This window comes from Mesorhizobium terrae, assembly GCF_008727715.1.
Lineage (GTDB): Bacteria > Pseudomonadota > Alphaproteobacteria > Rhizobiales > Rhizobiaceae > Mesorhizobium > Mesorhizobium terrae.
In genome coordinates, this window is record NZ_CP044218.1 from 4,301,878 (window position 1) to 4,325,897 (window position 24,020).

Genomic DNA, 24,020 nt, shown 5'->3' on the forward strand with positions numbered 1-24,020 from the left:
GGAAATGGGACGAATGGCCTCTAACGGTCTTGGCGGCGCTTAAGTTCCAGCAGATTTTCTGCGGATGTCTCTCGCAAGGTTGGCGAAGAGACGGCGGCCAGAATCGGTGCGACAGGATGCACCCGCGCGCCGGTTTCAGGGAGCCGGTGCCAGATCAAAATCGCGTTAGCGGAGACTTCGTCAGTCCGCCATGGCGGTGAAACAGGCCCTTGGCGGGAAGAATTGCAGTGCCAATGTGGACGTTGCCCGGACGATCAGGGCTCGTCCTGTGGGGTGGATTCCGAGATCGCGGGCATGGCGGTCCCTATCCCCGGCTCATGCTTGAAGGCAACGAATGTGTCTGAAATCTCGACCCTGCTGAACAAGCCGCTTTCGTCGATCAATCGCGCGCAAACGGCGTTGAAATAGACGATCCAGACGCTTCTTTCCTCGCGCAGGAGCGCGCTTTCCAGATTGGCAAGAACACCCCGCAGGACGGTTTCGCCGAATGGATTGAACAGGAAAACCAGCAGATTCCCGGAGGGGAACTGGTAGTCGATCGCGTCCATTTGAAGTGTCGAAACATCCTGGCAGACGCGCCTCGATGCGGGGTACTTCAGAATGTTTTCGGCGGCGACCGCGTTCAGCTCGTGCGAAAATTCCACGCCGATCACCCGTTTGAAGGGGTATTCGGACGCGATCATGAGGATGCGACCTTTCCCGGAGCCCAGGTCGCAAAAGGAAAAATCTTCCAGATCTGCCGGCAAAGCCTCGATCGATCTGCGGATCAGAAAGGGCGCCAATGTCTGATAGTGCGCTCCTTCAAGCTGATGGGGACTATCGATCTCCAACTGCCATAAAGGAACATTGCCTTCGGTGTCGGTACCGAATTCACGATCGAACGCGCTGCCTTCGGCATTTTGATGCCGCCGACCTCGCAACCTTGCCAGGCCAAGCCGCACAAGCGCGGCAAACCCGTCGCGATGCAGCCTGAAGCGAAGCCGGTCGAAAGCCAACTTCAGTTGATGTGGTTGAGCAAACCCCATCCGCGGATCGCTTTCTGAAGAAAGACGGCACAACGAATTGCAATTATATCGTTTTCCCGTTTCGGTGGCCAGTGTTCTGCGAGGCCGTCGCCGGTGCCTGAAGCGGGGGGCGGATGGCGGTTGTAACCGAGGCAGGGCAGGCGGTGGTGATCTCGATCGTTGAGCGTCAATCCAACGTCTCTATGAGCGATTGGCCTTCCGCCTGATTGCGTGACAGCGATGGCGCGCGGGGTTTCAACCGGCCCGACAAGCGCAGACATTTCCGCCGAAAGCCGGATGAAGTCCGCCGCAAGGTTGAGGTTCAGATGCGCCAAAAGTGAGTGCTTCATCGGCTTGCCGGTTTTCCAGTGTGTCGTCGTGCGATATAAATCCTTCGTGACCTCGGGGCGGGATGGCAACGCACGAAACCTGCAAGTTCCGTTAACCCCGGTTCGAATCCGAGGCGAGGTCTCCAGTCCGCTTCCTGTTTGACCAAAACCGTGGCTTCGGGCGGTAAGGCCTGCGGGTTGTTAATTGCAAAATATCTATTGCAAAAAAATGTAATCGTTAATATCTAGATATCGAAAATGATGCCGCGCCATGTGAGTGCGGCGGCTTGAAGCGATTTCGAGAGGATGTGCGATGATCAAGGTGACCGATAAGCTCTGGGTTTCCGGACAGCCGACCGATGCCGATGTGGCTGCCGCCGGCGAGGCCGGCGTCCGCAGGATCGTCAACAACCGCCCCGAGAATGAAGAGCCGAGCCAGCCCAGCATGGCGGATGCCGCCGCGCTTGCGGGGCAGGCGGGCATGGATTTCGTCAACATCCCCGTGGCGCCGGGGCGCTATACGCTTGAGACGGTGCGTGCCTTCCAGAAGGCGGTAGTCGAGGCCGACGGGCCCGTGCTTGCGCATTGCAAGGGTGGCACACGCTCCGCCACGCTGTGGGCGATCGGCGAGGTTCTCGACGGTAGGATGTCGGCCGACGAACTCGACGCGGTCGGTCAGCGGCTCGGCATCAATTTCGCCGGTGCCAAGGACTGGCTGCGCAACAACAACTGACGATTTGAACCTGAACCGATCGTGAGGCTTGCCATGAACCTGAAAGCCGAAGTGACCGCATTCTTCGATCCCCGGACCTTTTCGGTGCAGTATGTCGTCGCCGATCCGGCAACGAAGAAGTGTGCGATCGTCGATCCCGTGCTCGATTTCGATGAGAAGTCGGGCACTACGGCGACCGTCAATGCCGACCACATCCTCGACTTCATCGAGGAACGGGGGCTGGCGGTCGAATGGATCCTCGATACCCACCCGCATGCAGACCACTTCTCCGCGGCCCGTTATCTCAAGTCGAAGACGGGTGCGCCGACCGCCATTGGCGAACGTGTCGTCGACGTCCAGAAACTGTGGAAGGGCATCTACAACTGGCCGGAGCTGAACGCGGACGGCTCGCAGTGGGACAAGCTGTTCGCAGAGGGCGAGACCTTCTCCGTCGGTGAACTCGAGGGAAAGGTGCTCTTCTCGCCGGGGCACACGCTGGCCTCGATCACCTATGTCGTCGGCGACACGGCCTTCATCCACGATACGCTGTTCATGCCCGACAGCGGCACCGCGCGCGCCGACTTTCCCGGTGGCAGCGCCGGGCGGCTCTGGCAGTCGATCCAGGAGATCCTGTCGCTGCCGGCGGAAACGAGGCTGTTCACCGGCCACGACTACCAGCCGGGCGGCCGCGAGCCGAAATGGGAAAGCACGGTTGCCGAGCAGAAGGCGGGCAATTCACACATCTCGAAGCTCTTGACCGAGGCGGAGTTCGTCGCTGTGCGCGAGGCGCGTGACCGCACGCTGCCGATGCCAAAGCTGATCCTGCATGCGCTGCAGATCAACATCAATGGCGGCCGCTTGCCGGAGCCCGAGGCCAACGGCAAGCGCTACCTGAAATTCCCGCTCGACGCGCTGCAGGGCGCGAACTGGGGGTAGAGAACCATGGTCCAGCAACCGAACATGCCGGTTGCCGATCTGCTCGAACGGGCAGGAGAGGCATCCGAATTCCTCAAGAAGCTCGCCAATCCCAACCGGCTGATGATCGCCTGCGCGCTTGTCGACGGCGAGCACTCGGTGCGCGAACTGGAAGACAGTCTCGGCATCAGGCAGCCGGGACTGTCGCAGCAGATCGCCGAGCTGCGCGATGCGGGCCTGATCGTCGGACGCAAGGAATCGAAGTCCGTCTTCTACCGGCTCGCCGATGAACGGGTGAGGGCGGTCGTCACCCTGCTCTACCAGATGTTCTGTGCCCCCGGCGCTGACGCCAGAAACGAGAGCTGAGAGAAATGACCGAATTCACACCGATCGCCTCCACCCTTGGCGGCGTCCTCATTGGCTTCTCCGCGGTTCTGCTGATGGCCTGGGAAGGGCGCATCGCCGGCATCAGCGGCATCGCTGGCCGCTTGCTGCCGCCCTATCTCGACGGCGCTTTCCTGTCGCGCCTTGGTTTTGTTCTGGGGCTGGTCGTCGCGCCCGTGATCTATTCCGTGGCGACGGGGCAGGCGGTGCTGCAGTCGGTCTCGTCCAATCTGCCGCTGATCGCCGTGGCCGGGCTGCTGGTCGGCTTCGGTTCGGTCTATGGCAATGGCTGCACCAGTGGCCACGGCGTCTGCGGCCTCTCCAGGCTGTCGCCGCGCTCGCTTGTCGCCACGCTGACCTTCATAGCGACAGCCTTCGCGACCGTCCTCGTCGTCCGTCACATCGTGGGAGCATGACCATGTCGTTTCTCGTCAATCTCGCGCTCGGCCTTTTGTTCGGCATCGGGCTCGTCGTGTCGGGCATGTCGGACCCGGCCAAGGTGCTCAACTTCCTCGACCTGCTCGGCACCTGGGACCCGTCGCTTGCCTTCGTCATGGGCGGCGCCGTTGTCACGGCCTTCATCGGCTACCGCATCGTGCTCCGCCGCCCCAAGCCTGTTGCCGCCAGCGCGTTCCACCTGCCGGCGAAGACCGACATCGACAGCAAGGTGCTGGTCGGACCGGCCATCTTCGGCATCGGCTGGGGCCTTGGCGGCTTCTGTCCGGGGCCGGCGCTGACCGCGGCAACCTTGGGCGCCACCGGTGCCTACGTCTTTCTGCCGACGATGTTCCTCGGCATGTGGCTGGCCCGCATCGTGGCCAACAGAAAGCTCGCCGCCGCAGCGGCGTGACGACATCGCCGGACCGCAACTGACCGTCCGGCAACACAGACATTTCAGATCGGAAAGGGCCGGGCCATGTTTCTGGAACCCGTTCAATATGCTTTGGGCGCACTCTCCGGTGGCGTTGTCGGCCTCAGCCTCGGTCTGTTCGGCGGCGGAGGCTCTATCCTGGCCGTGCCGCTGATGGTCTATCTCGTCGGCGTTCCCAACGCGCATCTCGCCATCGGCACCAGTGCCGTCTCGGTCGCTGCCAACGCCATGACCGGGCTCGCCAGCCATGCTCGCAACGGCACCGTGAACTGGCGCTGCGCCGCCGTCTACAGCGCTGCCGGCGTGCTGGGCGCCTTCTTCGGCTCGTCGCTCGGCAAGGCCATTGACGGTCGCCATCTGCTCTTCTTGTTTGCCGGCCTGATGCTGGTCGTCGGGGCGTTGATGTTCCGGCGCCGGGGCGTTGCCGGCGATCCGACTGCCGTCTGCAGTCGCGAGAACGCGCCCCGAGTAATGGGTTTCGGTAGCGGCACGGGCTTGCTGTCCGGCTTCTTCGGCATCGGTGGCGGCTTTCTGATCGTGCCGGGCCTGGTCGCGTCGACCGGCATGCCGATGATCAACGCCATCGGCTCATCGCTGGTCGCCGTTGCTGCTTTTGGCATGACCACCGCCATTTCCTATGCCCTGTCGGGCATGGTCGACTGGTCTCTTGCCTTCGTTTTCATCGCTGGCGGCATAGCGGGCGGCCTCGGCGGCTCAAGGGCCGCCATGCTGCTTGAGACGCGCAAGGGCGCGCTCAACATGCTGTTTGCGCTGATGATCGTCGTCGTCGCCATCTACATGGCCTGGCGCAATATGATCGGTGGCTAATAGCGCTGGCAGAGCGCTGCCTGTGCCGTTCAGCCCTTGCGTCCACAGACCGGTTCGACCGCCATGGGCGCGGCTGTTGATCGTGAAGTCGACGGCATAAGTCTCGATAGACCCTGATAGCGGCTGGCTTGGCGAGGCCACGAGGAACATTGGTGCCCGGCCCGTGAACGTGTAACGCGCAAAGACAGTTGGCATGTGACCGAGGAGCGGTGGGAATAGGCGGGATTTGCCGGGAACCGCCGAGAATTTATGGAAATCAACGTATTGCGCGGGGAAGCGGTGGAGTGTCGGAGGGCTGCATATCTCTGTCATCTGCCAAGTGATGTTGCGCTGGCAAGCGTCTAGAGGATGGCGCGGCGGTTCAAATTCGGAAAAAGGCGGTCAAGTTGGGGTTGAGGTGGGAACTGTGATGGTTTTCAGCCGATCAGTTCCCACCTTGTGATTATCTTAATCGATAAGGGATCTGAACCGGTCGTCTGTACTTCGCGCCTTCGAGGTGGGAACTGTGAAATTCGGTCGCAGCCCGACAGTCAAAGGATATTGCTGCGGCAACCCGTTGTCTTCGGACAGAGTTTCCACTTCGGCGTGGAAGAGAGGTGGGTTCCGGTCGGCTTTGTGAGGTACTTTCCGCATTTTAGCACAGGTGTGTGAAAGCGGCTTCCGGGGCGGCGTGGTAGGTCAAGTAGCCGGATATCACCTCATCCGGTTGCGGTATTGCCCGGAGGGATCGTAGAATTACCTGCGACGAGTTTGGCCTTGCCTTTTGGTGTGCAGGGCCTTTCAGCAAGATGAACGGCGACCACTTTCTACTACGCCGTAGTTGACAGCTCTACGCTGGGAATCGATGCGTGTCGCCTATATATGGATTGATACGATTGGGCCGAAACGGACTTCAGCAGCGCTTCAACTTTCCCCGTTTCGATTAACTATCCTCCGGTTCCCTGCGCCCTTGGCGCTGTCCAATTGCGAGTTCGGTAGCCTTTACGGCATCCACTCGAGGCACTTCGAACACGTCTCTTAAGCGCACATATCGGCCGCTTCCATTAACTCTACCCACTAAATCTAAACGCGCAAAATCGATGCCCCCACCGGGCTCGATCAGATCATCACAAATATGTACAGCTATCACCTCTCCAACGAAGATTTGATCGGCTCGCCCTATCTGCAGAGTATGCGTCACCCGGCATTCCAATGCGACAGGACTCTGAGATATGCGCGGAGGCGCAACGTCCGTGGATGCTTCGAGACCAATACCTGCTATTTCCACTTCGGACACAGATGAAGGGAAGTCGGCAGCTGTCAGATTCATATCTGACACAAGAGCTGCCGTGACGAGATTAACGACCATTTCCCCGCTGCATACAAGGTTTCGCGCTGTGTCCTTTTGCCCGCCATCGTCGCGGCCATTAACTCCAATACAAATCGTTGCGGGGTCAGTTGAAAATAGATTGAAGTATGAGAATGGAGCTGCGTTCACTTGTCCGATCGTATCCAGCGTAACAACCCAAGCGATCGGGCGTGGCACTATCACGGATGATAGAATCTTAAAGGTGAGGAATTTGTCCTCATCGCAACGAAACAGCATCTGTCTAATTTCTCGAAATCAGTCTGCCAAATTGAAGTCAACATGATCCTGCCAGTGCGCAAGCTCACCATATGCCCCGGTTGTTCTAGCCGCTTCCATCATTTTCTTCCAACGCTCGGGGAGCATCCGCGCCAAATCTTTCTGATCAGCTGAGCCAAGGATACGGTTGTTGAGAAGTTGTAGCCGCGCTTCATCCATCATAGGTGCTGTTAAGTCTTGGTTTTCCTTCCCAATAAGTTCATGAGCTTTCAGATAGTTGCTGCCAAGGTAGCGGCGGCACCCCTCAAAAGTCGCCTTTACGAATGCACGTAGAGCGCTACGTCGAGTATCAAGTGTCGCCTTTCCGACGGCGAGGAGATAAGCGTAATCGTCGAACCCGTGATCTGCCAGAAGGAGCACCTTCGGCTCCACCCCAGCAGCACGGAAGCGCGCAGGCTCGCTGGAGACGAACCCTAGGATTGCTGCTTTCGGCAAACTGAGCGGTAGCTCCAAGGTTCCCATGTAGTCCCTTGCCTGCTCATCATTCCAATTAAATAGCTTCTTGAGCATTGGCCACACCGCCAGCCTGCTGTGGGCTGACATGAAGATTGGAACTCCAGAAAACTCCTCAAGAGTCGAAAGGTCGCGATCGGTTCGGGAAATCAGTGCTAACGGTGAACGCTGAAATAGGGCTCCAATGGCCACCAATGGTAGCTTTTCTTGTTCGTAAATGAAGACCTTTTGAGCGAAAGAAGCCACACCCACATCCGCTTTGCCAGTGAGCAGGGTCTGTTCTACGTTAAGTTTTGGACCTCCCGGTCGCAATTCTACAGTGAGGCCGGCTTGCTGATAAAGGTTTTCGGCTTGAGCTTGATAGAAGCATCCAAATTCTGGCGCGGGAGACCAGGAGAGCTGCACGGTGATACGCTCTTCCGCATTTGCAGAATATACCTGGAGAAGTATTGCTATCAATGAAAATACCAATTTTAGTGCCGCTCTAAACACTGCCATTCCTTTCGTACAGCGTTTCGATACGAGATAATGCTGGAGAAAATAGATAAAGGCCGCCGGTCCCATGAACCCAGGTGGTTTGCAGTCTGGGAGTACTCACGACTTCGCAGTGACCGAGAGGGTGGCGCACTTCAATTTGGTCCCTGTCGTCGAGGCGCCCCAATAGCGCATCTCGAACGGCACCGTTCTCGGCGGAGCTGAATGTGAGAAAGTCTGAGACAAGGCGTTCGTACTGGTCTTCGATAGACGACATATAGGCAAGGAAATGCAACCCCCGATCCACTGGATCGACAACGGGTGCTGCCAATGTCGAAGTCGATGGTCTGCCGTACGGAATGCCACGTCGGAACAGTGGCGGTGTTGGGTTTGGATAGTCTAAACTTGGTCTGCATTTTCTTGCGTGAGCCGACAAAGGGCACCGACTTCCCGGTGGATCGTCACCATCCCTTGGGAAGATAATGTTCTGATCAGTAACCGCGTTGGGGTCTCGTTCTGGCGAGGAAAATAGCGATGCCCCTGAAGGCCATCGCCCCATGACACCTGCTGCAATACTGGACCTCGCCGCGTCGATAGATCCTCCAAATTGCTCAACCGAGCGTCGAGACATCGTGTCAACCCATCGGTGGAAACCAGCGACGTCTTGTCTCAACCTCAAAAAGACAAGAAACGAGCCACCCGTGAAAAATTCCGGGAGCTTAGAGGGCGTGCCGTTCACCTCTTCTGCTGCCTTCGCTTGGCCGACAATTAGATGCCCAGGCCAAACCAACTCTTGACCGTGTTTGGTGGGGCGGTTGGGATCGTCTGGGTCGCGTTGGACTATCCAAGAATCCGCGCCTAGGTTCGCCCGGCCTCTTATTACGGGCGTAGCCAGACCGTCACGAAAACCGAAATGCTCAGCCATCGCGGTTTGCTCGCCCCACCGGTGTTCGAGCGCAGACCCAACCTCATAACCTGGCATGAGAAACTTGTCCCATCCTGCCGGTTTTGCTCCAGAGATGCGTCCAAAAAGATCTCGCATCCAATCTTGTGTTGAGTTTCGATCGTCTCCCGCAATTATGAATATGCCGTCACAAGCGTTTTCGCCTGTAGTTCCGTCGTGGATAAGCCAGTTTGCGGAGGAGTTGGCGTTTGAACGCTCGTTGAAGATCCCCAGTTTTTGCGCGGAAGCGTGGTAGCCTTGGCCAAATGCTCCTTGATCTGACCTTTCGTGGTGAAGCACGAGCTTGCGCAGACCGGCTGCTGTAAAAGCTATGTTTACCCATATGGCGTTCTCAGCTGAACCGCTTTTGCGTAGGGCGCTTCGGTAAGCCAAGACTTCGGCCGAAGACGTAACATGCGGACGCAGATTTGCTAGAAAGGCCCCGAAAGCGATTCTATCAAGGATTGTAAATCCAGCGGTGATCTGCGTAGCTTTTCGAAAGCCAGGACAGGCATTTCCTTGTATGTCGGTCAGATCGATTACCGGTTCTTCTGTCGGGTTATTTGCCATTTTGCAGCTCTAACTCAACTTGCAGCTCCGCCTCAGCCATCTGTAGCCGCCGCCCGTCTGCTTCCTTTTGATCTCCCAGCGGGCGCAAGACGACTGAAAGAAGTTCACTCTGTTCACCGAGTGGGTTCAGATTGACCAATTCATCCAATTCTTCCGGTGTTTCAGCGTCGATAACAACCGCCGCACCCTTTTGGTTTGAAACCGGATTGCCAGGATGACAAAGGACACCGCTGGCCCAGCCATGTGTTACAGAGCCGCTTTCTACAAGTTTGCTATTGTAGGTGTGCCACCATCTTACCTTCTCGGTTTCGACATTTCGCTGCAAATCCGAAATAGTCATGCCGGCTTGGGGGGCGTGACCCACAAGCAAATACGAGATCCGATATCTATCGCTTGCGCGGGCGTCAGGAGGCGCTGGCAAATTTGCAGGCGCTATAAAACCTTGTGTCGTTTCCTCCAACTCCGGCGGCCTTGTGGCAAAAAGCGCGCGGGCGCTTTGTTGCGCCATGCGCGACGCAGGATCTGACGGCAGCGGTTTTGCCCAATCTCTGTTTTGAACTTCATCGAGATAATCTCGCTCGAGACTCCGCAATGGCACTGTTACATAGCTGCTGTATTCCCTTAGCGGATCACGCTCGAGGAGCGTGGTGAACTCTTCCATTCCGTCGCAGTGATAAATGGCGACATGGGTTGATACGATTTGCGAGTCTCTGAATTTGCTAATTAGCTGATGGGAGCCCCAAGACCAGGGAAGCTTGCCCGCGGCATGAAGTTGAGCCACGTATTCGTGCCATTTCATAACGGCTCGCCAGCGCATAACCTTTTGGCGCGGCGTCCATGACAGATAATCGTCAGGCGAATTGATGATGACCAGTGTTGTGATCGCGTATGCCATATTTGGTCACTCCCCTCCGGATAATTTTGACAACATCACCTTTCGTAAGAGCCGGGTAGGTTCGTCGAGCAGTACATGCCTCTCCTCGTAGCTACGGAGATCTATTCCAGACAACGGCAGTTGCTGAACCATGTTCTTGTCTTCGGCGGTAATCTGTCTCTGCAGCAGCGCCTCTTCCCGCGCTTGTTCTTCGGACAGGTTTGCTCCCTCGCCCCGCAGAACGAGCTTGTAAACTAGCGTGGATTGTGTGGTCTCAGGTTGAAGAGCTAAGAAAATGCGATCAAAAATTCCCCGGCGAGGGTAGGCAATTGTCAAAGCGAGCGAAAATGGAAAGTAATAGCGGTAGGTAAGAATTCTTTCTTCGACATCGTCCGAATTTCCTCCGCCAATCAGCCTTTTGCCTCGGGCGGACACCTCACATTCGAAGCCGTCGTCGACCTCAGACAGTCGCCGGACATCCAGCCGCCCCTTCTGTCCAAAAGTGTCGGCATGTACAAAAGGGAAGTGCGTTACATCGATGAAGTTGTCGATGATCTGGGATGCGGTAGCTGACCATGAATCGACAAGGCAAAAAGTTCGATCGTCGATCGGCCAAAGTCCCTCTGGAAGAGCTGGAAGCGAGGTGCTCGAAGCCTGCGGTGCGACCCAAAGAAGGCCGTACTTGACGTCTACGCCGTGCGGGCTACTCAAGCAAAATTGGGCGAGTTGGTTAGTAGTTGCGCTTGGCGCCGCAACGCAATTCCCTTCACTGTTGAAGACAAACCCATGGTATGGGCAAGAAAGGAGGTTTCCGGCGGCTCTGCCCTTGCTTAACGGGGCCCCTCGATGCGGACATCGATCTTCAAATATAGAGTACTCGCCGTCCAACCTCGCAACCACGTAATGCTGCCCCAATAGGGTCAAACGTCGCGGCTCTACTCCGATGTCAGCAACTCGAGCCACCGGGTGCCAGAAAGCAGATAGGCGTTCATCTGAATTTACGAGACGATCCGAAGAAAGAACCACCTCACCCCCCTCGGGAAGTTGTTCAAAACAGAAGGTAGCAGGCTTCTCGATATTTCCAAAGAAGCCTGACCTCAGCAACATTCGAGCTTCAATCAACGAATACGAAAACGAGCAAGCGCGCTCGACACTTTTGAACTCTTCGCCCGCTAGGCACTGCCCATATGAGCTCGTACCACATCTTGCACATTAGGCAGATTACTTCGTGTCTTCAAGTTCTGCCTGAATTGGTCAAAAGCCGTCCGAACAGAGTCGGCGGGCGTGGTATGACGATAGAAATACGGGTGGGTGCAAGTAGGTCAGGATGGCAGAGTGAACAATGGCGCGCCCGCAAATTGGCTTTGGGCGCATCGTTCGCCACTACCTATTTCAGTTCGCTCCGTTTGTCCGGCGAACTTTTGTTCGCAGCTAACCCCCGACTAGCTGCCCGCTAGCTTGCCGCCCTAGTCAAAGCGGAAGGCCTCCTTTATTCCTCAATCCACCGCGTAGCGCAGCATCATGACGAAACCGCCGAGCAGGCGCACGACGATGTCCTCGGCCTCGATCGGGATCGGGCGCATATCGACGGCGAGATCGGCGGTGTGCATCATCAGGAAGGGCGGCTTGTAGATGCGCAGGACGGTTGCGAGATCGCCGTCGCTATTGCGGATCTCGGCGACGACCGGTTCGCCGTCGCGCGGCTTCTTCGTCGCGCTGAATTCCAGGATATCGCCGGGCAGAAAGCCGGCCAGTTCGATGGCGCGGCTCATCACCCGCCAGCGCGAGCGGCCGGTCTGTGGCCGTGCCCCGAAAGTGAGCGTGCCGCCACTGTAGCGCGCGACATCGCTGCCATCACCATTCACGGGCATGAAGTCTGCGGGCAGGGCGTCGGCGCGACCCTGTTCCGGCAGCCAGTCCATCGGTTCGGCGCAGCTATCGGCAATGCGGCGCAGATAATCGAGGTTCGGCTTCAGCGTGGTGCCGTTCATGTAATTCTTCAGTGTCTGCAGCGGGATCTCGGCCAGCCGGGCGATGGCCGACGGGCCGCCATGGCTGCCGACCACGCGCTTCAGCCAGCGCCGCCACGGCTCGTCGCCCCTTGGCCATTCGGACTGGTGATTGTTGTTTTCTTGGTTATCCACCGGCGCTATGGTCCAATTCTGTTGACTTTAGTCCATTTCTGGACCATCTGGAAAACCAGAAACTGCTCTCGACCGGTTCGGCGGCGGGCCGCCCGGTCACTTCAGGGTAGAGCCGTGCACAAGGGCAAGCACACGACCCGATACGACCGACACGCGATCCTGGCGGAGATCAAGCGCCGGTATGGCACTTTAAGCGCCTTTGCCCGGCATACGCCCGTCTCCGCCTCGGAAATCTCGGCCGCGCTCGGCTCATCCTACCCGAAGGCGGAGAACGCGATCGCGGCGGCGCTCGGCATACCGGTGCAGACCCTATGGCCCGACCGCTATTGGCCGAACGGCAGGCGGCGTCTTTTCCCTAGCACCGCGCCGGTAAAGGAAGCGAGTCAAAAGGCTCGAAGTGGTACGGACCAGGAGGGGGCTCGATGATGCGACGGCGGTCCGAAAATCGCGACGAAACCGACAGGAACCGCGTCTTCGGCGCGCCGGAGCCGCCGCCGCGGCGCAACTGGCCGATCACAGTAATCGCTCTGGTGCTGATTGCCTCCAACATCGTCGCCGCCGTGCTGTCCATCGACCTCATGATGGGTGGCTCCACGCTTGCCCATTTCGTCGCCGGCACCGTCGGGCTGATCTGCCTGTCGCTGGCCATCTGGCTGATGAGGAAAGCGCTTTGACCGCCTTCCAATCCGTGACCGTTTGCCCCCCATCGGTCGCGGTCGGTGCGCCCGCCGCTCCACCCCCAGGCGGCGGGCGCATTTTTTCGCATCGGCAAGTTGCCGGGGAGGGGCGCTGATGGCCGGCGCGCGGGCAACGTTCCAGCGCATCGCGGTCGCGCTGATCGACGTGCCGGAAGACCGCTTGTCGGCAGTGCGTGCCGCTCGTGTCGAGACCATCGCCAAGACATCGCGCGCCATCGGTCTCCTGCAGCCGGTCAATGTCGAGGCTCTGAAGAATGGCCGTTTCCGGCTGATCGCCGGTGCCAAGCGCCTGGCGGCGTTAATGAAGGCCGGCGAGGCCGAGATCGATGCCCGCGTCATCGCCGCCGGAACGCTGGACGAGGCCGGACGACGGCTGATCGAGATCGTCGAGAACCTCGATCGCCACGACCTGACCAAATTGGAGCGGGCCGAACATCTGGTGGCGCTGAAATCGGCGCATGAGGCGCGTTTCCCAGAGGCCAGGCGCGGCGGCCGGCGCGGCAACCAGCACAGCGGCGGCATGGTCCGCCAAAGCGAAATCTTTGCGTTCAGCCAGGAAGCCGCCGAGATGACCGGCCTGTCACGTCGCGCCATCGAGGTGGCGGTGCAGATCGTCTCGGCGCTCTCCGAAGACAGCAAGGTCCGCCTGTGCGGCAACTGGCTGGAAGACCACCAGGCCGGGTTGAAACTCTTGTCGGAACAGAAACCGGCCGTGCAGGCGCGCATCCTCGACATTTTGTTCGCTTCGCCGCCCGAGGCCGCCAGCGTCGCCGATGCGCTTGCCCTGGTCGAAGGGCGGCGCCTTTTGACCACGGCCGAAAAACTGTTCGCCTCGACACTCGGAAACTGGTCGCGGCTGTCGGAACGCCAGCGCAGCGCCTTCCTCGATACGCATGAAGCGGCGATCAGGGTGCATGCCAGGGCGCGCGGATGGTTTCGATGAAATCCCGCGACCGCTTCACCGCCGACCTGTTCGACTGGCAGCCGCCAAAAGTGGCGGTGGGGTTCGAGGCGGACCTTTCCGGCAACCGGCTGGGTTCGCGCATCAGCCGCGCCGTCTCGTTGGCTCTTAAGGAATGCGGCAAGAGCCGCGCCGAGGTGGCCGAGGCGATGAGTTCGGAACTCGGCTACCCGGTCAGCGCCGACATGCTCGACGCCTATGCTTCCGAAGCCAAGGAAAGCCACCGCATCACGCTGGAACGTTTCGTGGCGCTGGTCACCGCCACAGGCTGCCTCGACCTGCTCGGTTTCGTCGCCGGCCTGTTCGACCATGTCGTGGTGCCCGGCCGTTACCAGTCGCTGATCGAGCTGCATCTGATCGAGGAGCATGAAAAGGACCTCGCCAGGATGAAGCAGACGGTCGAGGCGAAATGGAGGGCCGGCCGATGAAGGTCTGGTTCACCGCCGCCGAATTCGCCGCCCTTGCCGCCGCCGGCGAACTGCCCGGCCTGCCGACGACCAAACGCGGCATGAACATGCTGATCGCGCGGGAAGGCTGGGACCGGCACGCCAGCCTGTGCCGCCGGCGCGAAGGCCGCGAAGGCGGCGGCGGCACCGAGTTCCATCTCGACCTGTTGCCGCTGTCGGCCAGGCTTGCCCATGCCGGCCGCCATTGCCGCATCGAACAGGACGATGTGCGGCCGGTGCTGACCGGTGGCGATGGCTTGACCATGCGGGCGCGCGGCGAGCGCGACGCCAGGCTGGCGCTCACCGCCGTGGCCGACCGTTTCCGCCGCGAGCAGGGGCTATCGCTGGCCGCCGCCGACGATCTTGTGGCAAACCTGTTCAACAGTCGTTCAATCGCGCTTCCGGCCTGGGTGCAGACGCAGGTCAAGCGTGCCAGCGGTCGTTCGCTGGCACGCTGGCGCTCGGCCCGCGACGCCGGCCAGGCCGACCGGCTCGGCCACGATCCGGCCGTCGCGCGCAAGGGATCGAGCCAGCTCGACCGGGCGCTGGACGGCCAGGTGCGCAGTGTGCTCCTGGCCGCGATCGCCAAGATGCCGTTCCTTTCGGCCGGCCGGGCGCTGGAGCTGATCCGTGATCGCTTCGGCGATACCTTCGAGGCGCCGGCGCTCAGAACGCTGCAGCGCCAGCTCGCCATCTGGCGCCGGGACTACAGTCACGAGCTGATGCTGCTCACCGATCCCGACGGGTTCCGCAGCCGCATCGAATATGCGGCGGTAGGCGCGACCAGGGCCGAGCGGCTCAACCAGCTCTGGCAAATCGACGCCTCGCCGGCCGACATCATGCTGAAGGAAGGCCGCCATTCGATCTATCTGGCGATCGACGCCTTTTCCCGCCGCATCAAGGTGCTGGCGACACCGACACCACGCGCCGCCGGCGTCGGTCTGTTGATGCGCAAATGCCTGCTCGCCTGGGGCGTGCCGGAAAAGGTCAAGACCGACAACGGTTCGGATTTTACCGCACAGGCGACGGAGCGGCTTTTCGCGCTGCTCGGCATCGAGACGGAACTGTCGCCGCCTTATCAGCCACGTTCGAAAGGCATGGTCGAACGTGCCATCGGCACCTTCCAGCGCGATCTCGCCGGCCTGCCGGGTTTCGTCGGCCATTCGGTCGCCGATCGCAAGAAGCTGGAAGGCCGCAAGGCGTTCGCGCAGCGGCTCGGCGCCGATCCGTCCGAACTGTTCGGCGTCGACATGGACCTCGCCGACTTCCAGGCCTGGTGCGACGACTGGGCGGACACAATCTATGCCTCGACGCCGCATGAGGGGCTCGGCCGGCGCACCCCGTTCCAGGCCGCGGCGAGCTTTTCCGGACCGATCCGGCGCATCGACAATCTTGCGGCGCTCGACATCCTGTTGGCGCCGGTCGCTGGCAAGGACGGTTTGCGCACCGTCGCCAAGACCGGCATCCGCATCGACGGCGCGCATTATTTGTCGGGGTCGGTCATGCCCGGCCGCACGGTGTTCTGCCGCATGGACCCGGCCGATATGGGTCGCATCCTCCTGTTCGAACCGGACGGCACCAGCTTCCTCGGCGAGGCGGTCTGCCCGGAACTCGCCGGCCTCGACCCCGTCTCGACAATTGCCCGCGTCAAGGCGGCGCAAAAGGCGCATCTCGACGGCCGCATCAAGGACATCCGCCAGGAGATGCGCCGCATCGGGCCGCGCGCCGTGGCCGACGCCATGCGCCGCGCCGGCGAGAAACGGGCGGGCAATCTCGTCGCCTTCCCGCGGCCGACACAGGCACATGTCACGCCGGCGCTCGATGCCGCGGCGCGGGCGAGCGCGCGCAACGAACCCGCCGCGCTTTCCGAAGAGGCCGCTGACATCCATGCGCGGCTTCTGGCCGATGCCAGCCCGGCGGTCGTCGCCTTGCCGGAAACGCGCGAGCAGCGCTTTCGGCGTGCGCTCGACATCGAGGAGCGTGTCGGTCGCGGCGAGCCGGCGCGGCCACAGGATCTGGTGTGGCTCGGCGGTTACCGCCAGGGCTCCGAATACCGGGCCATGCGGCAGATGCTGGATGAATTCGGTCGCGCCGCGCTCAGTCTTTAGCCGGCCAGTTGTCTTGCGTGCGGGTTGTTGGCGTCGGGCCGCGAATGCGGCGGATCGGCTTTCGAGGGGTGGTGTGGAATGAACGGAAATTCTGTGTCGCATGCGGTGAGGCCGGGTTCGGTGGCGCCGCTCAAGAATGTCGCATCGTGCCTGGCGCTGGTCGATACGCTGGTGCACCGGGCGCCGCATCTGCCCAATATCGGCGTCTTTTCCGGCTTCTCCGGCTACGGCAAGTCGATGGCGGCGCAATATTGCTGGAACCGCACCGGCGCGCTGTTCGTCGAGGTGTTCGATTTCTGGACCCGCAAGAAGTTCTGTCAGGCGCTGCTGGCAGAGCTCGGCGTGGCGCAGCCGCGCGGCACCATCGGCGACATGATGGACGAGATCATCGCCCGCCTCGGCGACGACCCGGCGCGGCCCGTCATCATCGACGAGGCCGACAAGCTGGTCGACAAGGGCATGATCGAACTGGTGCGCGACATCAACAAGGCGGCCCAAGTACCTGTTTTGCTTGTCGGCGAGGAATTGCTACCGCAGAAACTGGAGCAGCATGAGCGCGTGCACAACCGCGTGCTGGAATGGGTGCTGGCGCAGCCCTGCGACCTCGCCGATGCGCGCGCGCTGGCCGATTTCCTCTATCCGCGTCTCGGCATCAGCGACGAACTGCTCGACCTGATCCGCGAGCAGACCGGCGGCAAGGCACGAAAGATCGCCACGACGCTGAACGCCGCCGCCTCCTTCGCGCTGACCGCCGGTGTCGGCGAGCTCACCATCGCCAATTATCGCGGCCGCGTCTTCACCGGCGAGACGCCAAAACGCTTTTCGGCGCGGAGGGCCGCCTGATGCCGCCCGCCCTCAAGCTGACGGTGGCCAAGGCCGAACTGCTCTATCGCGGTCGCGACCATTTCTGGCGGGTGATCCGGGCGCTTGGCGCCGACGGACGCCGTTTCACCGCCGCCGAGGTGCGCGGCGCCTGCGATGAGCCGCAGCGCGGCACCATCCCGACGCTGTTGCGACGGCTTCAACGCGACGGTTTCGTCGAGGCTTGCGGCGAGCGCCGCAGCGCCGCCGGCAAGCTCGAGAAGGAATGGCGCCTGATCAAGGCGCCGAAAGCCGCGCCGACCGTGTCGCGCGACGGCCGCCGGCGCCGTCCGTCCACCGCCCAGCAGCAGATGTGGAACGTCATGCGCGGGCCGCTGGCGCGCGCCGGCTTCTCCTTCGCCGATCTCGTCGCCTATGGCTCGACCGACGACCTTACCGTGCCGGCCGTGACGGCGAGGAGTTACATCGGGGCCTTGTCGAAGGCTGGTTATCTGCTGCGGCTCGATCCGGGCGGACCGGGACGACCGGCGCTGTGGCGATTGCGCCCCTCCATGAACAGCGGCCCGCTGCCGCCGATGGTGCTGCGGGCGAAACTGGTCTTCGACCAGAACCGCCATCGCGTCGCCGGCGAGGTCTTGGCCGAGGAGGTGGCGCCATGAAGCGCGGGCCTCGCGCCGGCGGTGCCGCACCCGGCCGCAGCTTCGCCGACAAGGCGCAGGGTGCCTGGGCGCCGGCGCCGGACTGGGTAGGCGAACTTGCGGCCTTCTGCGACCGCGAGGGACTGCGCGGTGCGGAAAAGCGCGTCGGCTATTCGCCCTCGGCGCTGTCGACGGTGATCTCGCGGCGCTATCCCGGCGACATCGCCCGCGTCGAGGAAAAAGTACGCGGCGCGCTGATGGGGCAGATGGTGCTTTGCCCGGCGCTCGGCGAGATCGGCCGCAATGTCTGCCTCGACTGGCAGAAGAAACCCTTTGCCGCCACCTCGTCGGTTCGCGTCGCGGTCTACCGCGCCTGCCGTTCCGGCTGCCCGCATTCGGCATTGAAGCCGAGCCAGGAAGGGGGTGGCTGATGCGCGCCGGGCGTCAATTGGCGACCGCCGCCGGGTTGGCCGGCCTGTTGCCGCCGGCCGTGCTGGCAAGCGACCGCGCGGCCAGGATCGCCAGCGACATCGCACCGGCCATTGCTGCAGCCATCGCTGCCGAGATCGACACGTTGCGCCAGTTGCGGGCAGCGCGCGAGCGCGAGGAACAGCGCATTTTCGAGGCCTGCCGCGGCGTCGGCCTCGCCGTCGACCGGCTGGAGCAGGCGCGTTTCACCGCCGCCGAGCCGGCGGCAAGACGTGGGCTGGAACAGGCGGCGAAAACCTTGCGCCGCGCCATCCAGGCCAAGGACGTGCATGCGAGCCGGTGAACAGGGTCTAGGAGGAAGACATGCAACCCACATCCCTCAAAATACCGGATGGCACCATTGAGGTCGCAGGCCGGTTCTACCTGCCTGACGCGAAAGGCAATCTGGTGCCACTGGAGAGCATCAAGCCCGCCGACAAGCTTCAAGACGAGACCGTGCGTAAGGTGATGGGACATGCCCGCGACCTTTCTGCTCGGATCGCGCGCTTCAAGCAGCACACCTTCGATGATCTATCGGCTTTCGAGCAACTGCTGGCGCAAGAATATGACGCCAAGGTCGGCGGCGCGAAGGGCAACAAGACCTTCATGACCTTCGACGGACTTCTGAAGATCTCGGTTCAGGTGCAGGACCATCTCGACTTCGGCCCGCAACTACAGATCGCCAAGAGGCTGATCGACGACTGCCTGCTCGAGTGGACGGCTGACAGCCGCTTCGAGATCCGCACCATCGTCACGCGCGCCTTCAACGTTGACAAAAGTGGACAGATCAACCGCGCCGAGATCTTTGCGCTGTTGCGCCACGACATCGACGACGAGCGTTGGGCGAGCGCAATGGCGGCGATCCGCGACGCCATTCGGGTAGTGGGTTCAAAGACTTATGTGCGCTGTTATGAACGGGTCAGTCTAGACGCAGAATGGCGGGCTGTAACGATCGATCTGGCGAAAGCCTGAGATCAGTGACGTACTTCTGCAATCTCAAATTCTTTCCGGAGAGCCTCAAGCTCGTTCGCGAAAACAGTGAGGTGATCGGTCAATCGCTCGACGACAATTTTCGCGCGCCGCAGCTGGCGAGAAACACTCATTGGGGAACCGCCGGATGTGTATGCCGCGACCATGTCTGTCAGTTTTCCGTGAAATCTATTGATGCTCAAGAATCGATGATGCATCTCTGGTGGAAACAGGCTCTTTGCGTCATCGAAAGTCTGGAGAGAGACGAACCGATCGACGATATTTCGAAGATTGGGCCAAAGTTTGAGGCTTGTGGGATCCGCTGCTACAGCAGCGAGCCATTCATTGTAGCTCACTACCATCGTTCGGCATCCAACCGCTCGCGCAGAGCAGCGCTCGATAGTCATTCGGTCTTGCCGAAGAGACAAACGCAAAAGGTCGTTGTGCCGCTTGCCCTGAGCTGCTTCCGTCCTCCGCATCTCAAAAAGGGTGATTGCTGCTGCGCCGACTGCCAAGATGCCTGCTATGAGGGTCTGCCAGTCATACAGCCGAAATTCCAACTCGGTCATGCCTCCCAAGGCAAGACCCGCGCAAATGCCTATCAGCAGGGTGGTGATCAGTTCTGCGAAACGGTGCATGGATTGTCGTCATGCCTTCCAGTCGGGTGCCATGAGTTAGATCTTGCCGCCCTTCTTCAACACCTGCTGTGCATCGAAAGCGCCGCGTGCTCCGGCTTCATTGGCGTGGAACATGATGACGGTGACGCCGATGTTTGCCGTGCGTGCATAAACGGGTGTCGAGAAGCTGGTGCCGTTGTATGTGCCGTAAGCGTTGTTGCCGTAGACAGTTGCCGTACCGACCCCGCTGGTCTGGGTCTGCATGCCTACCAGCCGGCTGCCGGAGGCCATCGTGGCTTGCTCAAGCCGGAAATGCGAATAGCCGCGCGCAAGCGTCGCCTCGGCTGCCTTCTTCATCGTTATGGATGGAGCGGAACCTACAAAGAGGGCGCCGCTGGCCTGTGTGTCGAGACGCACCACATTAGGCGCCAGCGGCATTTCGCTGGTTGTCGCACAGCCGGCCAATACAACCAAAGCAATGCCCACAAGAATCTTGCGCATTGTAGCCCCCCCGAAAAACCCAATCCCAACAGAAGATTAGTCACAGCTTGCGCATACGACAAGGCTGAGACGGCGATGGGGCCACGGTTGTGAACACCCTTGCCGCAATCCATGTCGCCCGCAGGCAGCTGGGCCTCGACGAGGACACTTATCGTGCACTCGCGCTGCGCGTCACCGGCAAAGCTTCGGCCGGCGCCATGAATGCCACCGAGCGCGGACGGCTTCTGGAGGCGTTGCGCCGGCACGGCTTCAAGGGCGCGAAAAGAGGGCTTGAAGGCCCGTTCGCGCGCAAGCTGCAGGCCTTGTGGATCTCGGCCTGGCATCTCGGCCTGGTGCGCGACCGTACAGACGCAGCGCTGCTCGATTTCGTCCGGCGCCAGACCGGCATCGACCACACACGCTTCCTGGTCGATCCGGTGGACGCGGCCAAGGCGATCGACGCGCTGAAGGCCTGGACGGCGCGCGAAGGCGGCGTCGACTGGAAGCTCGGCGCTTCGATGCCGGCCTGGCAAAGGCTGCCCGGCGCCAAGATCGTCATCGCGCAATGGTCGACGCTGGAAAGAGCCGGCCTGGTCGAGCCGGGTTTCAGGGCCTTCGCGGCCTATGTCCAGGACCATGCCTTCAACCCGATCGACAGGATGAGCCCGAAGGAATGGGCCGGCGTTATGGCGACGCTCGGCACGCGGCTGCGCAAGGTTACCCGGCGATGAGAGACCTATTTCGCCAAGTCGCTATCCTTGGCGTCCTGGCGCATGTCGGCGCAATGGGCGGCGCGCCATTTCGGCGGCGCCTGGCGGATGCGCTCGACGGCCCTTCTCATAGCGTAGGCGACATCCTCGGCATAGCCGGGATAGCGGTCTTCGGCGCCGTGCAGAATTTGCCTGAGCACTTCCTCGTCGAGCTTGAAACCGCACTCGGCCGAGGCCGCCATCATGGCGCCGATGCCGCGCGCCTCGTTGTCGTGGCCGTCGGAGGCGATGATCAGGAAAGCGAACAAGATGCCCATGCCGTCCTTGCTAGCGGAGTGCGGCGCTGATGCAAAGGGTGCGCCTGCCGGCCGGTCCGCCGCCGCTCTTGATCTGGCGCGAACGTTCGGCGCTCGACCAGCTCGAGCGCGATGCCCAGGCGCTGGCCGGGCGCATCGCCAGGCTGCGCCCGCATTGCCATCACCGCATCGAGCTGGAGGCGCGGCTGCGTGAGCTGCGCTGCCGGCAAATGCGGCTGGAATGCCAGCTCAAGGGCACGCTGTGAGCGAAACGCGGCTCTCCTCGCTGCTGTTGTCGCTGCTCGGCGCCGAGGGGCTGGTGCGGCTCGCCGAACGGCGCGGCGGCACCCGGCTCTATGTGCCGGCCGAAGGCAATGGCCAGCTTGCCGCCGACATCGGTGCCGCCGCCGCAGGCAGGCTCGCCGACCGCTATGGCGGTTTCTACATCCGCGTGCCGCTTGCGCGCGAATTGCGCGCCAGGCACTATCGCGCCGCCGGCTGCTCCAACGCGGAAATCGCGCTCAGGCTTGGCATGAGCGAAAGCGGCGTCGATCGCCTGTTCTACGCCATGCCGAACAAGCCGGCCAAGGGTTCCGGCGATCCGCGCCAGGGCGATCTTTTCCCCAGATGACGATACCGATGCCCGCCTCGGCGGGCATGGCTGCCGCGCGCGGCGGCGCCCATGCTCCAGGCCGTTTCCAGCCGCCGGAGCCGCCCGCCATGCGCCAGAATTTCGAGGCCAGTCTCAAACTTACACTGAAGCATGAGGGCGAATGGGCCGACCATCCGCGCGACCCCGGCGGCGCCACCATGAAGGGCATCACGCTCGCCACCTATCGGCGTTTCGTGCCCAACGCCACCAAGACCGCCCTGCGCAACATCGCGCCGGCCATGGTCGCGCGCATCTACCGGCTCGACTATTGGGACAAGGTCGGGGCCGACCGGCTGGCCACCGGCGTCGATCTTGCTACTTTCGATGCCGGCGTGATGAGCGGGCCGGGGCGGGCGAAAAAATGGCTGGCCGCCTCGCTCGGCGGCGCCGACCACCAGACGGTGAAGATGCTTTGCGGCAAGCGCCTCGGTTTCGTGCGTTCGCTCGCCATCTGGCGCAGTTTCGGCGGCGGCTGGGGCAAACGCATCGCGGCGATCGAGGCCAGGGGCGTCGCCTGGGCGCTGGCCGCCTCGCTCCCCGGTCACGAGGTCAAGGCGGCGCTCGCCGACGAACACAGGGCGGCGCAGGCCAAGGCAAGGACACGCGCGGCCGGTAGCGGCGGCACCGGTGCTGCGACGGCCGGCGGAGGCGGCGACCTCATGCTTAATCCCGGTCATGCCGAGCAGCTCGCCGGCTGGTCGATCGCAGCACTTCTGGCGGCCGGCATGCTGGTGGCGCTGGTCTTCGCCGTTCGCGCCGTCCTGCATCGCCAGCGCGCCGCCGCCTATCGCGCCGAGATCGAAGCGATGGGGGATGCCTGATGGATCCGCTGGTCGGCTCGGTCCTCATCGAGGCAGCGCGCAAGGTCGGCGCGCCGCTGGTCAAATCGGTGCTGGAGCGTTTTCTTGGCGGCGAGGCCGCCGATATCGGCGCCGCCGTCATCGACAGCGTCGCCGAAAAGCTCGGCGTGCCGCCAGACAAGATCCCGGCGCAGCCGCCCGAAAGGATCGAGGCGGCGGTCGCCGCCACCGAGGACGAGACGCCGGAACTGATCGCCGCCGAGGTGGCGCGCATGAAGGCCGGCCATGCCTTTGTCCAGGACAAGGCGACGCCGGCATGGGTGCCGGCCTGGCAATGGTTCATCATGGCGCTGTGGGCTTACAGCTGGGTGCTGGTGCCGGTCGTCAATGCCGCCACCGGCGCTGCCATCGAGCGGCCGTCGATCGCCGACCTGATCTGGCTCACCACCTGCTACCAGGTGCTCAACATGGGCGGCAACACGGTGCTGCGACTGGCCGACAAGGCGCGCGACCTGTGGGGCGCAAGGCCGGGGAGCGCCTGATGCCGGAGACCGTGAGCGAATGGCTGTCCTTCGCGCTGTCCTTCATCGCGCTCGCCGTCATCGTCTATGGCTGGTTCACCTCCGGCGAGAAGACGATCGCCAGGGATCTCGACGGCCACAAGGAGACAAGCGCCAAGGCGCTGACCGCCATCGACGCGGGGCTCGATGCGCATGAGCGCCGCATCCAGGCGCTGGAGACCGAACTGAAACATCTGCCCGACCGCGAGCAGGCGCACCGACTGGAGCTCGCCATGGTCGAGCTGACCGGTTCGATGACGGCGATGGACGAACGCCTGTCCGGCCGCATCGACGCGTTGAGCGAACGGTTGCAGCCGGTGCAGGCGATCGCGTCGCGGTTGCAGGAGCTGGAACTCGAGAGGAAACGATGAGCCTGGAGCGCATCATTCGCGAGGAGGCGCGCCTGATCATCCTGCGCGCGCTGGCCGAGGAACCGAACGAGAGCGCCACCTCGAGCGCGCTGCGCGAACATCTGGCCGACATGTTCATGATCGTGCGCGAGCGCGAATGGGTCGAGCGCGAGCTTGCCTGGCTGAAGGAGATGGAAGCGGTGCGGCTGACGCCGGCGGGAACCGTGATCATCGCCACGCTTCAGCCGGCCGGCACTGAGCATCTTTCGCACCGGCGTTTTCTGGCCGGCGTCAAGCGCACCAGCCGGCCTGTGCGCTGA

The 24,020-nt window shown here is 61.9% G+C and carries 32 protein-coding genes and 1 pseudogene; 22 read left to right on the plus strand and 11 right to left on the minus strand.

Translation table 11 applies throughout. The annotated features are described in order from the left end of the window. Positions 1-254: 254 nt before the first annotated feature. Together FZF13_RS21960 and FZF13_RS21965 are read right to left on the minus strand one after the other, a co-directional pair. Positions 255-1,025 (minus strand): class I SAM-dependent methyltransferase, encoded by a 771-nt coding sequence (locus FZF13_RS21960; RefSeq protein WP_024927539.1) that lies wholly within the window; start codon positions 1,023-1,025, stop codon positions 255-257. Beyond that, on the minus strand, positions 998-1,423 hold the full coding sequence (locus FZF13_RS21965) for a hypothetical protein (RefSeq protein ID WP_139116466.1): 426 nt from the start codon (positions 1,421-1,423) through the stop codon (positions 998-1,000). The genes FZF13_RS21960 and FZF13_RS21965 overlap by 28 nt, the downstream gene beginning before the upstream one ends. 223 nt (positions 1,424-1,646) lie before the next feature. Here FZF13_RS21965 and blh point away from each other — a divergent pair. From blh to FZF13_RS21995, 5 genes and pseudogenes are all read left to right on the plus strand, one after another. After that, positions 1,647-2,981: pseudogene (blh, locus tag FZF13_RS21975) on the plus strand (bifunctional sulfur transferase/dioxygenase Blh). Positions 2,982-2,987: 6 nt separating this feature from the next. Further along, on the plus strand, positions 2,988-3,326 hold the full coding sequence (locus FZF13_RS21980) for an ArsR/SmtB family transcription factor (protein WP_024925126.1): 339 nt from the start codon (positions 2,988-2,990) through the stop codon (positions 3,324-3,326). A gap of 5 nt (positions 3,327-3,331) precedes the next feature. Continuing rightward, a complete protein-coding gene (locus FZF13_RS21985; RefSeq protein WP_024925127.1) occupies positions 3,332-3,760 on the plus strand; it encodes a YeeE/YedE family protein in 429 nt (142 codons plus the stop codon). A gap of 2 nt (positions 3,761-3,762) precedes the next feature. Further along, positions 3,763-4,194, plus strand: a complete 432-nt coding sequence (locus FZF13_RS21990; protein ID WP_024925128.1) for a DUF6691 family protein — start codon at positions 3,763-3,765, stop codon at positions 4,192-4,194. A 66-nt stretch (positions 4,195-4,260) separates the two neighbouring features. Further along, positions 4,261-5,043: a sulfite exporter TauE/SafE family protein gene (locus tag FZF13_RS21995; RefSeq protein WP_024925129.1), complete on the plus strand. Its 783-nt coding sequence runs from the start codon at positions 4,261-4,263 to the stop codon at positions 5,041-5,043. A gap of 922 nt (positions 5,044-5,965) precedes the next feature. On the opposite strand, the gene FZF13_RS22000 is transcribed toward FZF13_RS21995, so the two are convergent. The 6 genes from FZF13_RS22000 to FZF13_RS22025 form a co-directional block, all read right to left on the minus strand. Continuing rightward, entirely contained in the window at positions 5,966-6,628 is a 663-nt protein-coding gene (locus tag FZF13_RS22000) for a flavin reductase family protein (RefSeq protein WP_081766925.1), read from the minus strand. An 18-nt stretch (positions 6,629-6,646) separates the two neighbouring features. After that, positions 6,647-7,618 (minus strand): ABC transporter substrate-binding protein, encoded by a 972-nt coding sequence (locus FZF13_RS22005; RefSeq protein ID WP_161773068.1) that lies wholly within the window; start codon positions 7,616-7,618, stop codon positions 6,647-6,649. Continuing rightward, complete coding sequence (locus tag FZF13_RS22010) at positions 7,605-9,107, minus strand: Dyp-type peroxidase (RefSeq protein WP_139116467.1); 1,503 nt, start codon at positions 9,105-9,107, stop codon at positions 7,605-7,607. The genes FZF13_RS22005 and FZF13_RS22010 overlap by 14 nt, the downstream gene beginning before the upstream one ends. Continuing rightward, a complete protein-coding gene (locus tag FZF13_RS22015; protein WP_024925132.1) occupies positions 9,097-10,002 on the minus strand; it encodes a hypothetical protein in 906 nt (301 codons plus the stop codon). Before FZF13_RS22015 ends, FZF13_RS22010 begins: the two co-directional genes overlap by 11 nt. 6 nt (positions 10,003-10,008) lie before the next feature. Beyond that, positions 10,009-11,088: an aromatic ring-hydroxylating oxygenase subunit alpha gene (locus tag FZF13_RS22020; protein ID WP_024925133.1), complete on the minus strand. Its 1,080-nt coding sequence runs from the start codon at positions 11,086-11,088 to the stop codon at positions 10,009-10,011. Between the two features lie 389 nt (positions 11,089-11,477). Next, positions 11,478-12,125, minus strand: a complete 648-nt coding sequence (locus tag FZF13_RS22025) for a hypothetical protein (protein WP_024925134.1) — start codon at positions 12,123-12,125, stop codon at positions 11,478-11,480. A gap of 114 nt (positions 12,126-12,239) precedes the next feature. Between FZF13_RS22025 and FZF13_RS29020 the strand changes: the two genes are divergently transcribed. The 10 genes from FZF13_RS29020 (at position 12,240) to FZF13_RS22075 (ending at position 19,238) form a co-directional block, all read left to right on the plus strand. Then, entirely contained in the window at positions 12,240-12,551 is a 312-nt protein-coding gene (locus FZF13_RS29020; RefSeq protein ID WP_024925135.1) for a helix-turn-helix domain-containing protein, read from the plus strand. Continuing rightward, positions 12,548-12,799, plus strand: coding sequence for a hypothetical protein (locus FZF13_RS22035; RefSeq protein ID WP_024925136.1), 252 nt, complete (start codon positions 12,548-12,550; stop codon positions 12,797-12,799). Before FZF13_RS29020 ends, FZF13_RS22035 begins: the two co-directional genes overlap by 4 nt. Before the next feature lie 118 nt (positions 12,800-12,917). Beyond that, on the plus strand, positions 12,918-13,766 hold the full coding sequence (locus FZF13_RS22040) for a ParB/RepB/Spo0J family partition protein (protein WP_024925137.1): 849 nt from the start codon (positions 12,918-12,920) through the stop codon (positions 13,764-13,766). Beyond that, positions 13,763-14,212 carry a hypothetical protein gene (locus FZF13_RS22045; RefSeq protein WP_024925138.1) on the plus strand — a complete coding sequence of 150 codons (450 nt, stop codon included), beginning with the start codon at positions 13,763-13,765 and terminating at the stop codon, positions 14,210-14,212. Before FZF13_RS22040 ends, FZF13_RS22045 begins: the two co-directional genes overlap by 4 nt. Next, positions 14,209-16,338, plus strand: coding sequence for a DDE-type integrase/transposase/recombinase (locus FZF13_RS22050; protein ID WP_024925139.1), 2,130 nt, complete (start codon positions 14,209-14,211; stop codon positions 16,336-16,338). Before FZF13_RS22045 ends, FZF13_RS22050 begins: the two co-directional genes overlap by 4 nt. A 78-nt stretch (positions 16,339-16,416) precedes the next feature. Further along, on the plus strand, positions 16,417-17,181 hold the full coding sequence (locus FZF13_RS22055; protein WP_024925140.1) for an AAA family ATPase: 765 nt from the start codon (positions 16,417-16,419) through the stop codon (positions 17,179-17,181). Next, positions 17,181-17,819: a hypothetical protein gene (locus FZF13_RS22060; protein ID WP_024925141.1), complete on the plus strand. Its 639-nt coding sequence runs from the start codon at positions 17,181-17,183 to the stop codon at positions 17,817-17,819. The genes FZF13_RS22055 and FZF13_RS22060 overlap by 1 nt, the downstream gene beginning before the upstream one ends. Then, positions 17,816-18,229: a hypothetical protein gene (locus FZF13_RS22065; protein ID WP_024925142.1), complete on the plus strand. Its 414-nt coding sequence runs from the start codon at positions 17,816-17,818 to the stop codon at positions 18,227-18,229. The genes FZF13_RS22060 and FZF13_RS22065 overlap by 4 nt, the downstream gene beginning before the upstream one ends. Then, entirely contained in the window at positions 18,229-18,570 is a 342-nt protein-coding gene (locus tag FZF13_RS22070; protein ID WP_024925143.1) for a hypothetical protein, read from the plus strand. The genes FZF13_RS22065 and FZF13_RS22070 overlap by 1 nt, the downstream gene beginning before the upstream one ends. 20 nt (positions 18,571-18,590) lie before the next feature. Further along, complete coding sequence (locus tag FZF13_RS22075; RefSeq protein WP_065997801.1) at positions 18,591-19,238, plus strand: DUF3164 family protein; 648 nt, start codon at positions 18,591-18,593, stop codon at positions 19,236-19,238. 2 nt (positions 19,239-19,240) lie between these two features. Here FZF13_RS22075 and FZF13_RS22080 read toward each other — a convergent pair whose 3' ends face one another. Further along, the gene (locus FZF13_RS22080) at positions 19,241-19,873 is read right to left on the minus strand and encodes a C2 domain-containing protein (protein ID WP_024925145.1); all 633 of its coding nucleotides are present in this window, start codon (positions 19,871-19,873) and stop codon (positions 19,241-19,243) included. A gap of 36 nt (positions 19,874-19,909) precedes the next feature. Beyond that, on the minus strand, positions 19,910-20,353 hold the full coding sequence (locus FZF13_RS22085) for a S8/S53 family peptidase (RefSeq protein WP_024925146.1): 444 nt from the start codon (positions 20,351-20,353) through the stop codon (positions 19,910-19,912). 89 nt (positions 20,354-20,442) lie between these two features. Here FZF13_RS22085 and FZF13_RS22090 point away from each other — a divergent pair, with 89 nt between their 5' ends. Beyond that, positions 20,443-21,063, plus strand: a complete 621-nt coding sequence (locus tag FZF13_RS22090) for a regulatory protein GemA (RefSeq protein WP_024925147.1) — start codon at positions 20,443-20,445, stop codon at positions 21,061-21,063. A 5-nt stretch (positions 21,064-21,068) separates the two neighbouring features. Here FZF13_RS22090 and FZF13_RS22095 read toward each other — a convergent pair whose 3' ends face one another. Next, positions 21,069-21,359, minus strand: coding sequence for a hypothetical protein (locus tag FZF13_RS22095; RefSeq protein WP_024925148.1), 291 nt, complete (start codon positions 21,357-21,359; stop codon positions 21,069-21,071). A gap of 29 nt (positions 21,360-21,388) precedes the next feature. Between FZF13_RS22095 and FZF13_RS22100 the strand changes: the two genes are divergently transcribed. The 6 genes from FZF13_RS22100 to FZF13_RS22120 are packed head-to-tail and all read left to right on the plus strand — an operon-like array spanning position 21,389 to position 24,020. Further along, a complete protein-coding gene (locus FZF13_RS22100; RefSeq protein ID WP_024925149.1) occupies positions 21,389-21,604 on the plus strand; it encodes a hypothetical protein in 216 nt (71 codons plus the stop codon). Further along, positions 21,601-21,969, plus strand: coding sequence for a hypothetical protein (locus tag FZF13_RS22105; protein WP_024925150.1), 369 nt, complete (start codon positions 21,601-21,603; stop codon positions 21,967-21,969). Before FZF13_RS22100 ends, FZF13_RS22105 begins: the two co-directional genes overlap by 4 nt. Continuing rightward, positions 21,966-22,811 carry a glycoside hydrolase family 108 protein gene (locus FZF13_RS22110; RefSeq protein WP_051504832.1) on the plus strand — a complete coding sequence of 282 codons (846 nt, stop codon included), beginning with the start codon at positions 21,966-21,968 and terminating at the stop codon, positions 22,809-22,811. The genes FZF13_RS22105 and FZF13_RS22110 overlap by 4 nt, the downstream gene beginning before the upstream one ends. After that, a complete protein-coding gene (locus FZF13_RS29025) occupies positions 22,811-23,332 on the plus strand; it encodes a hypothetical protein (RefSeq protein WP_024925152.1) in 522 nt (173 codons plus the stop codon). Before FZF13_RS22110 ends, FZF13_RS29025 begins: the two co-directional genes overlap by 1 nt. After that, entirely contained in the window at positions 23,332-23,721 is a 390-nt protein-coding gene (locus tag FZF13_RS29030) for a DUF2730 family protein (protein WP_024925153.1), read from the plus strand. Before FZF13_RS29025 ends, FZF13_RS29030 begins: the two co-directional genes overlap by 1 nt. Beyond that, on the plus strand, positions 23,718-24,020 hold the full coding sequence (locus FZF13_RS22120; RefSeq protein WP_024925154.1) for a VpaChn25_0724 family phage protein: 303 nt from the start codon (positions 23,718-23,720) through the stop codon (positions 24,018-24,020). The genes FZF13_RS29030 and FZF13_RS22120 overlap by 4 nt, the downstream gene beginning before the upstream one ends.

Bases quoted from the DNA above. Each gene is read 5' to 3' on its own strand.
- FZF13_RS21960 (WP_024927539.1), bottom strand. From the start codon at position 1,025: ATGGGGTTTGCTCAACCACATCAACTGAAGTTGGCTTTCGACCGGCTT.
- FZF13_RS21980 (WP_024925126.1), top strand. From the start codon at position 2,988: ATGGTCCAGCAACCGAACATGCCGGTTGCCGATCTGCTCGAACGGGCA.
- FZF13_RS21985 (WP_024925127.1), top strand. From the start codon at position 3,332: ATGACCGAATTCACACCGATCGCCTCCACCCTTGGCGGCGTCCTCATT.
- FZF13_RS21990 (WP_024925128.1), top strand. From the start codon at position 3,763: ATGTCGTTTCTCGTCAATCTCGCGCTCGGCCTTTTGTTCGGCATCGGG.
- FZF13_RS21995 (WP_024925129.1), top strand. From the start codon at position 4,261: ATGTTTCTGGAACCCGTTCAATATGCTTTGGGCGCACTCTCCGGTGGC.
- FZF13_RS22000 (WP_081766925.1), bottom strand. From the start codon at position 6,628: ATGCTGTTTCGTTGCGATGAGGACAAATTCCTCACCTTTAAGATTCTA.
- FZF13_RS22005 (WP_161773068.1), bottom strand. From the start codon at position 7,618: ATGGCAGTGTTTAGAGCGGCACTAAAATTGGTATTTTCATTGATAGCA.
- FZF13_RS22010 (WP_139116467.1), bottom strand. From the start codon at position 9,107: ATGGCAAATAACCCGACAGAAGAACCGGTAATCGATCTGACCGACATA.
- FZF13_RS22015 (WP_024925132.1), bottom strand. From the start codon at position 10,002: ATGGCATACGCGATCACAACACTGGTCATCATCAATTCGCCTGACGAT.
- FZF13_RS22020 (WP_024925133.1), bottom strand. From the start codon at position 11,088: ATGTTGCTGAGGTCAGGCTTCTTTGGAAATATCGAGAAGCCTGCTACC.
- FZF13_RS22035 (WP_024925136.1), top strand. From the start codon at position 12,548: ATGATGCGACGGCGGTCCGAAAATCGCGACGAAACCGACAGGAACCGC.
- FZF13_RS22040 (WP_024925137.1), top strand. From the start codon at position 12,918: ATGGCCGGCGCGCGGGCAACGTTCCAGCGCATCGCGGTCGCGCTGATC.
- FZF13_RS22045 (WP_024925138.1), top strand. From the start codon at position 13,763: ATGAAATCCCGCGACCGCTTCACCGCCGACCTGTTCGACTGGCAGCCG.
- FZF13_RS22050 (WP_024925139.1), top strand. From the start codon at position 14,209: ATGAAGGTCTGGTTCACCGCCGCCGAATTCGCCGCCCTTGCCGCCGCC.
- FZF13_RS22055 (WP_024925140.1), top strand. From the start codon at position 16,417: ATGAACGGAAATTCTGTGTCGCATGCGGTGAGGCCGGGTTCGGTGGCG.
- FZF13_RS22060 (WP_024925141.1), top strand. From the start codon at position 17,181: ATGCCGCCCGCCCTCAAGCTGACGGTGGCCAAGGCCGAACTGCTCTAT.
- FZF13_RS22065 (WP_024925142.1), top strand. From the start codon at position 17,816: ATGAAGCGCGGGCCTCGCGCCGGCGGTGCCGCACCCGGCCGCAGCTTC.
- FZF13_RS22070 (WP_024925143.1), top strand. From the start codon at position 18,229: ATGCGCGCCGGGCGTCAATTGGCGACCGCCGCCGGGTTGGCCGGCCTG.
- FZF13_RS22075 (WP_065997801.1), top strand. From the start codon at position 18,591: ATGCAACCCACATCCCTCAAAATACCGGATGGCACCATTGAGGTCGCA.
- FZF13_RS22080 (WP_024925145.1), bottom strand. From the start codon at position 19,873: ATGCACCGTTTCGCAGAACTGATCACCACCCTGCTGATAGGCATTTGC.
- FZF13_RS22085 (WP_024925146.1), bottom strand. From the start codon at position 20,353: ATGCGCAAGATTCTTGTGGGCATTGCTTTGGTTGTATTGGCCGGCTGT.
- FZF13_RS22095 (WP_024925148.1), bottom strand. From the start codon at position 21,359: ATGGGCATCTTGTTCGCTTTCCTGATCATCGCCTCCGACGGCCACGAC.
- FZF13_RS22100 (WP_024925149.1), top strand. From the start codon at position 21,389: ATGCAAAGGGTGCGCCTGCCGGCCGGTCCGCCGCCGCTCTTGATCTGG.
- FZF13_RS22110 (WP_051504832.1), top strand. From the start codon at position 21,966: ATGACGATACCGATGCCCGCCTCGGCGGGCATGGCTGCCGCGCGCGGC.
- FZF13_RS29025 (WP_024925152.1), top strand. From the start codon at position 22,811: ATGGATCCGCTGGTCGGCTCGGTCCTCATCGAGGCAGCGCGCAAGGTC.
- FZF13_RS29030 (WP_024925153.1), top strand. From the start codon at position 23,332: ATGCCGGAGACCGTGAGCGAATGGCTGTCCTTCGCGCTGTCCTTCATC.
- FZF13_RS22120 (WP_024925154.1), top strand. From the start codon at position 23,718: ATGAGCCTGGAGCGCATCATTCGCGAGGAGGCGCGCCTGATCATCCTG.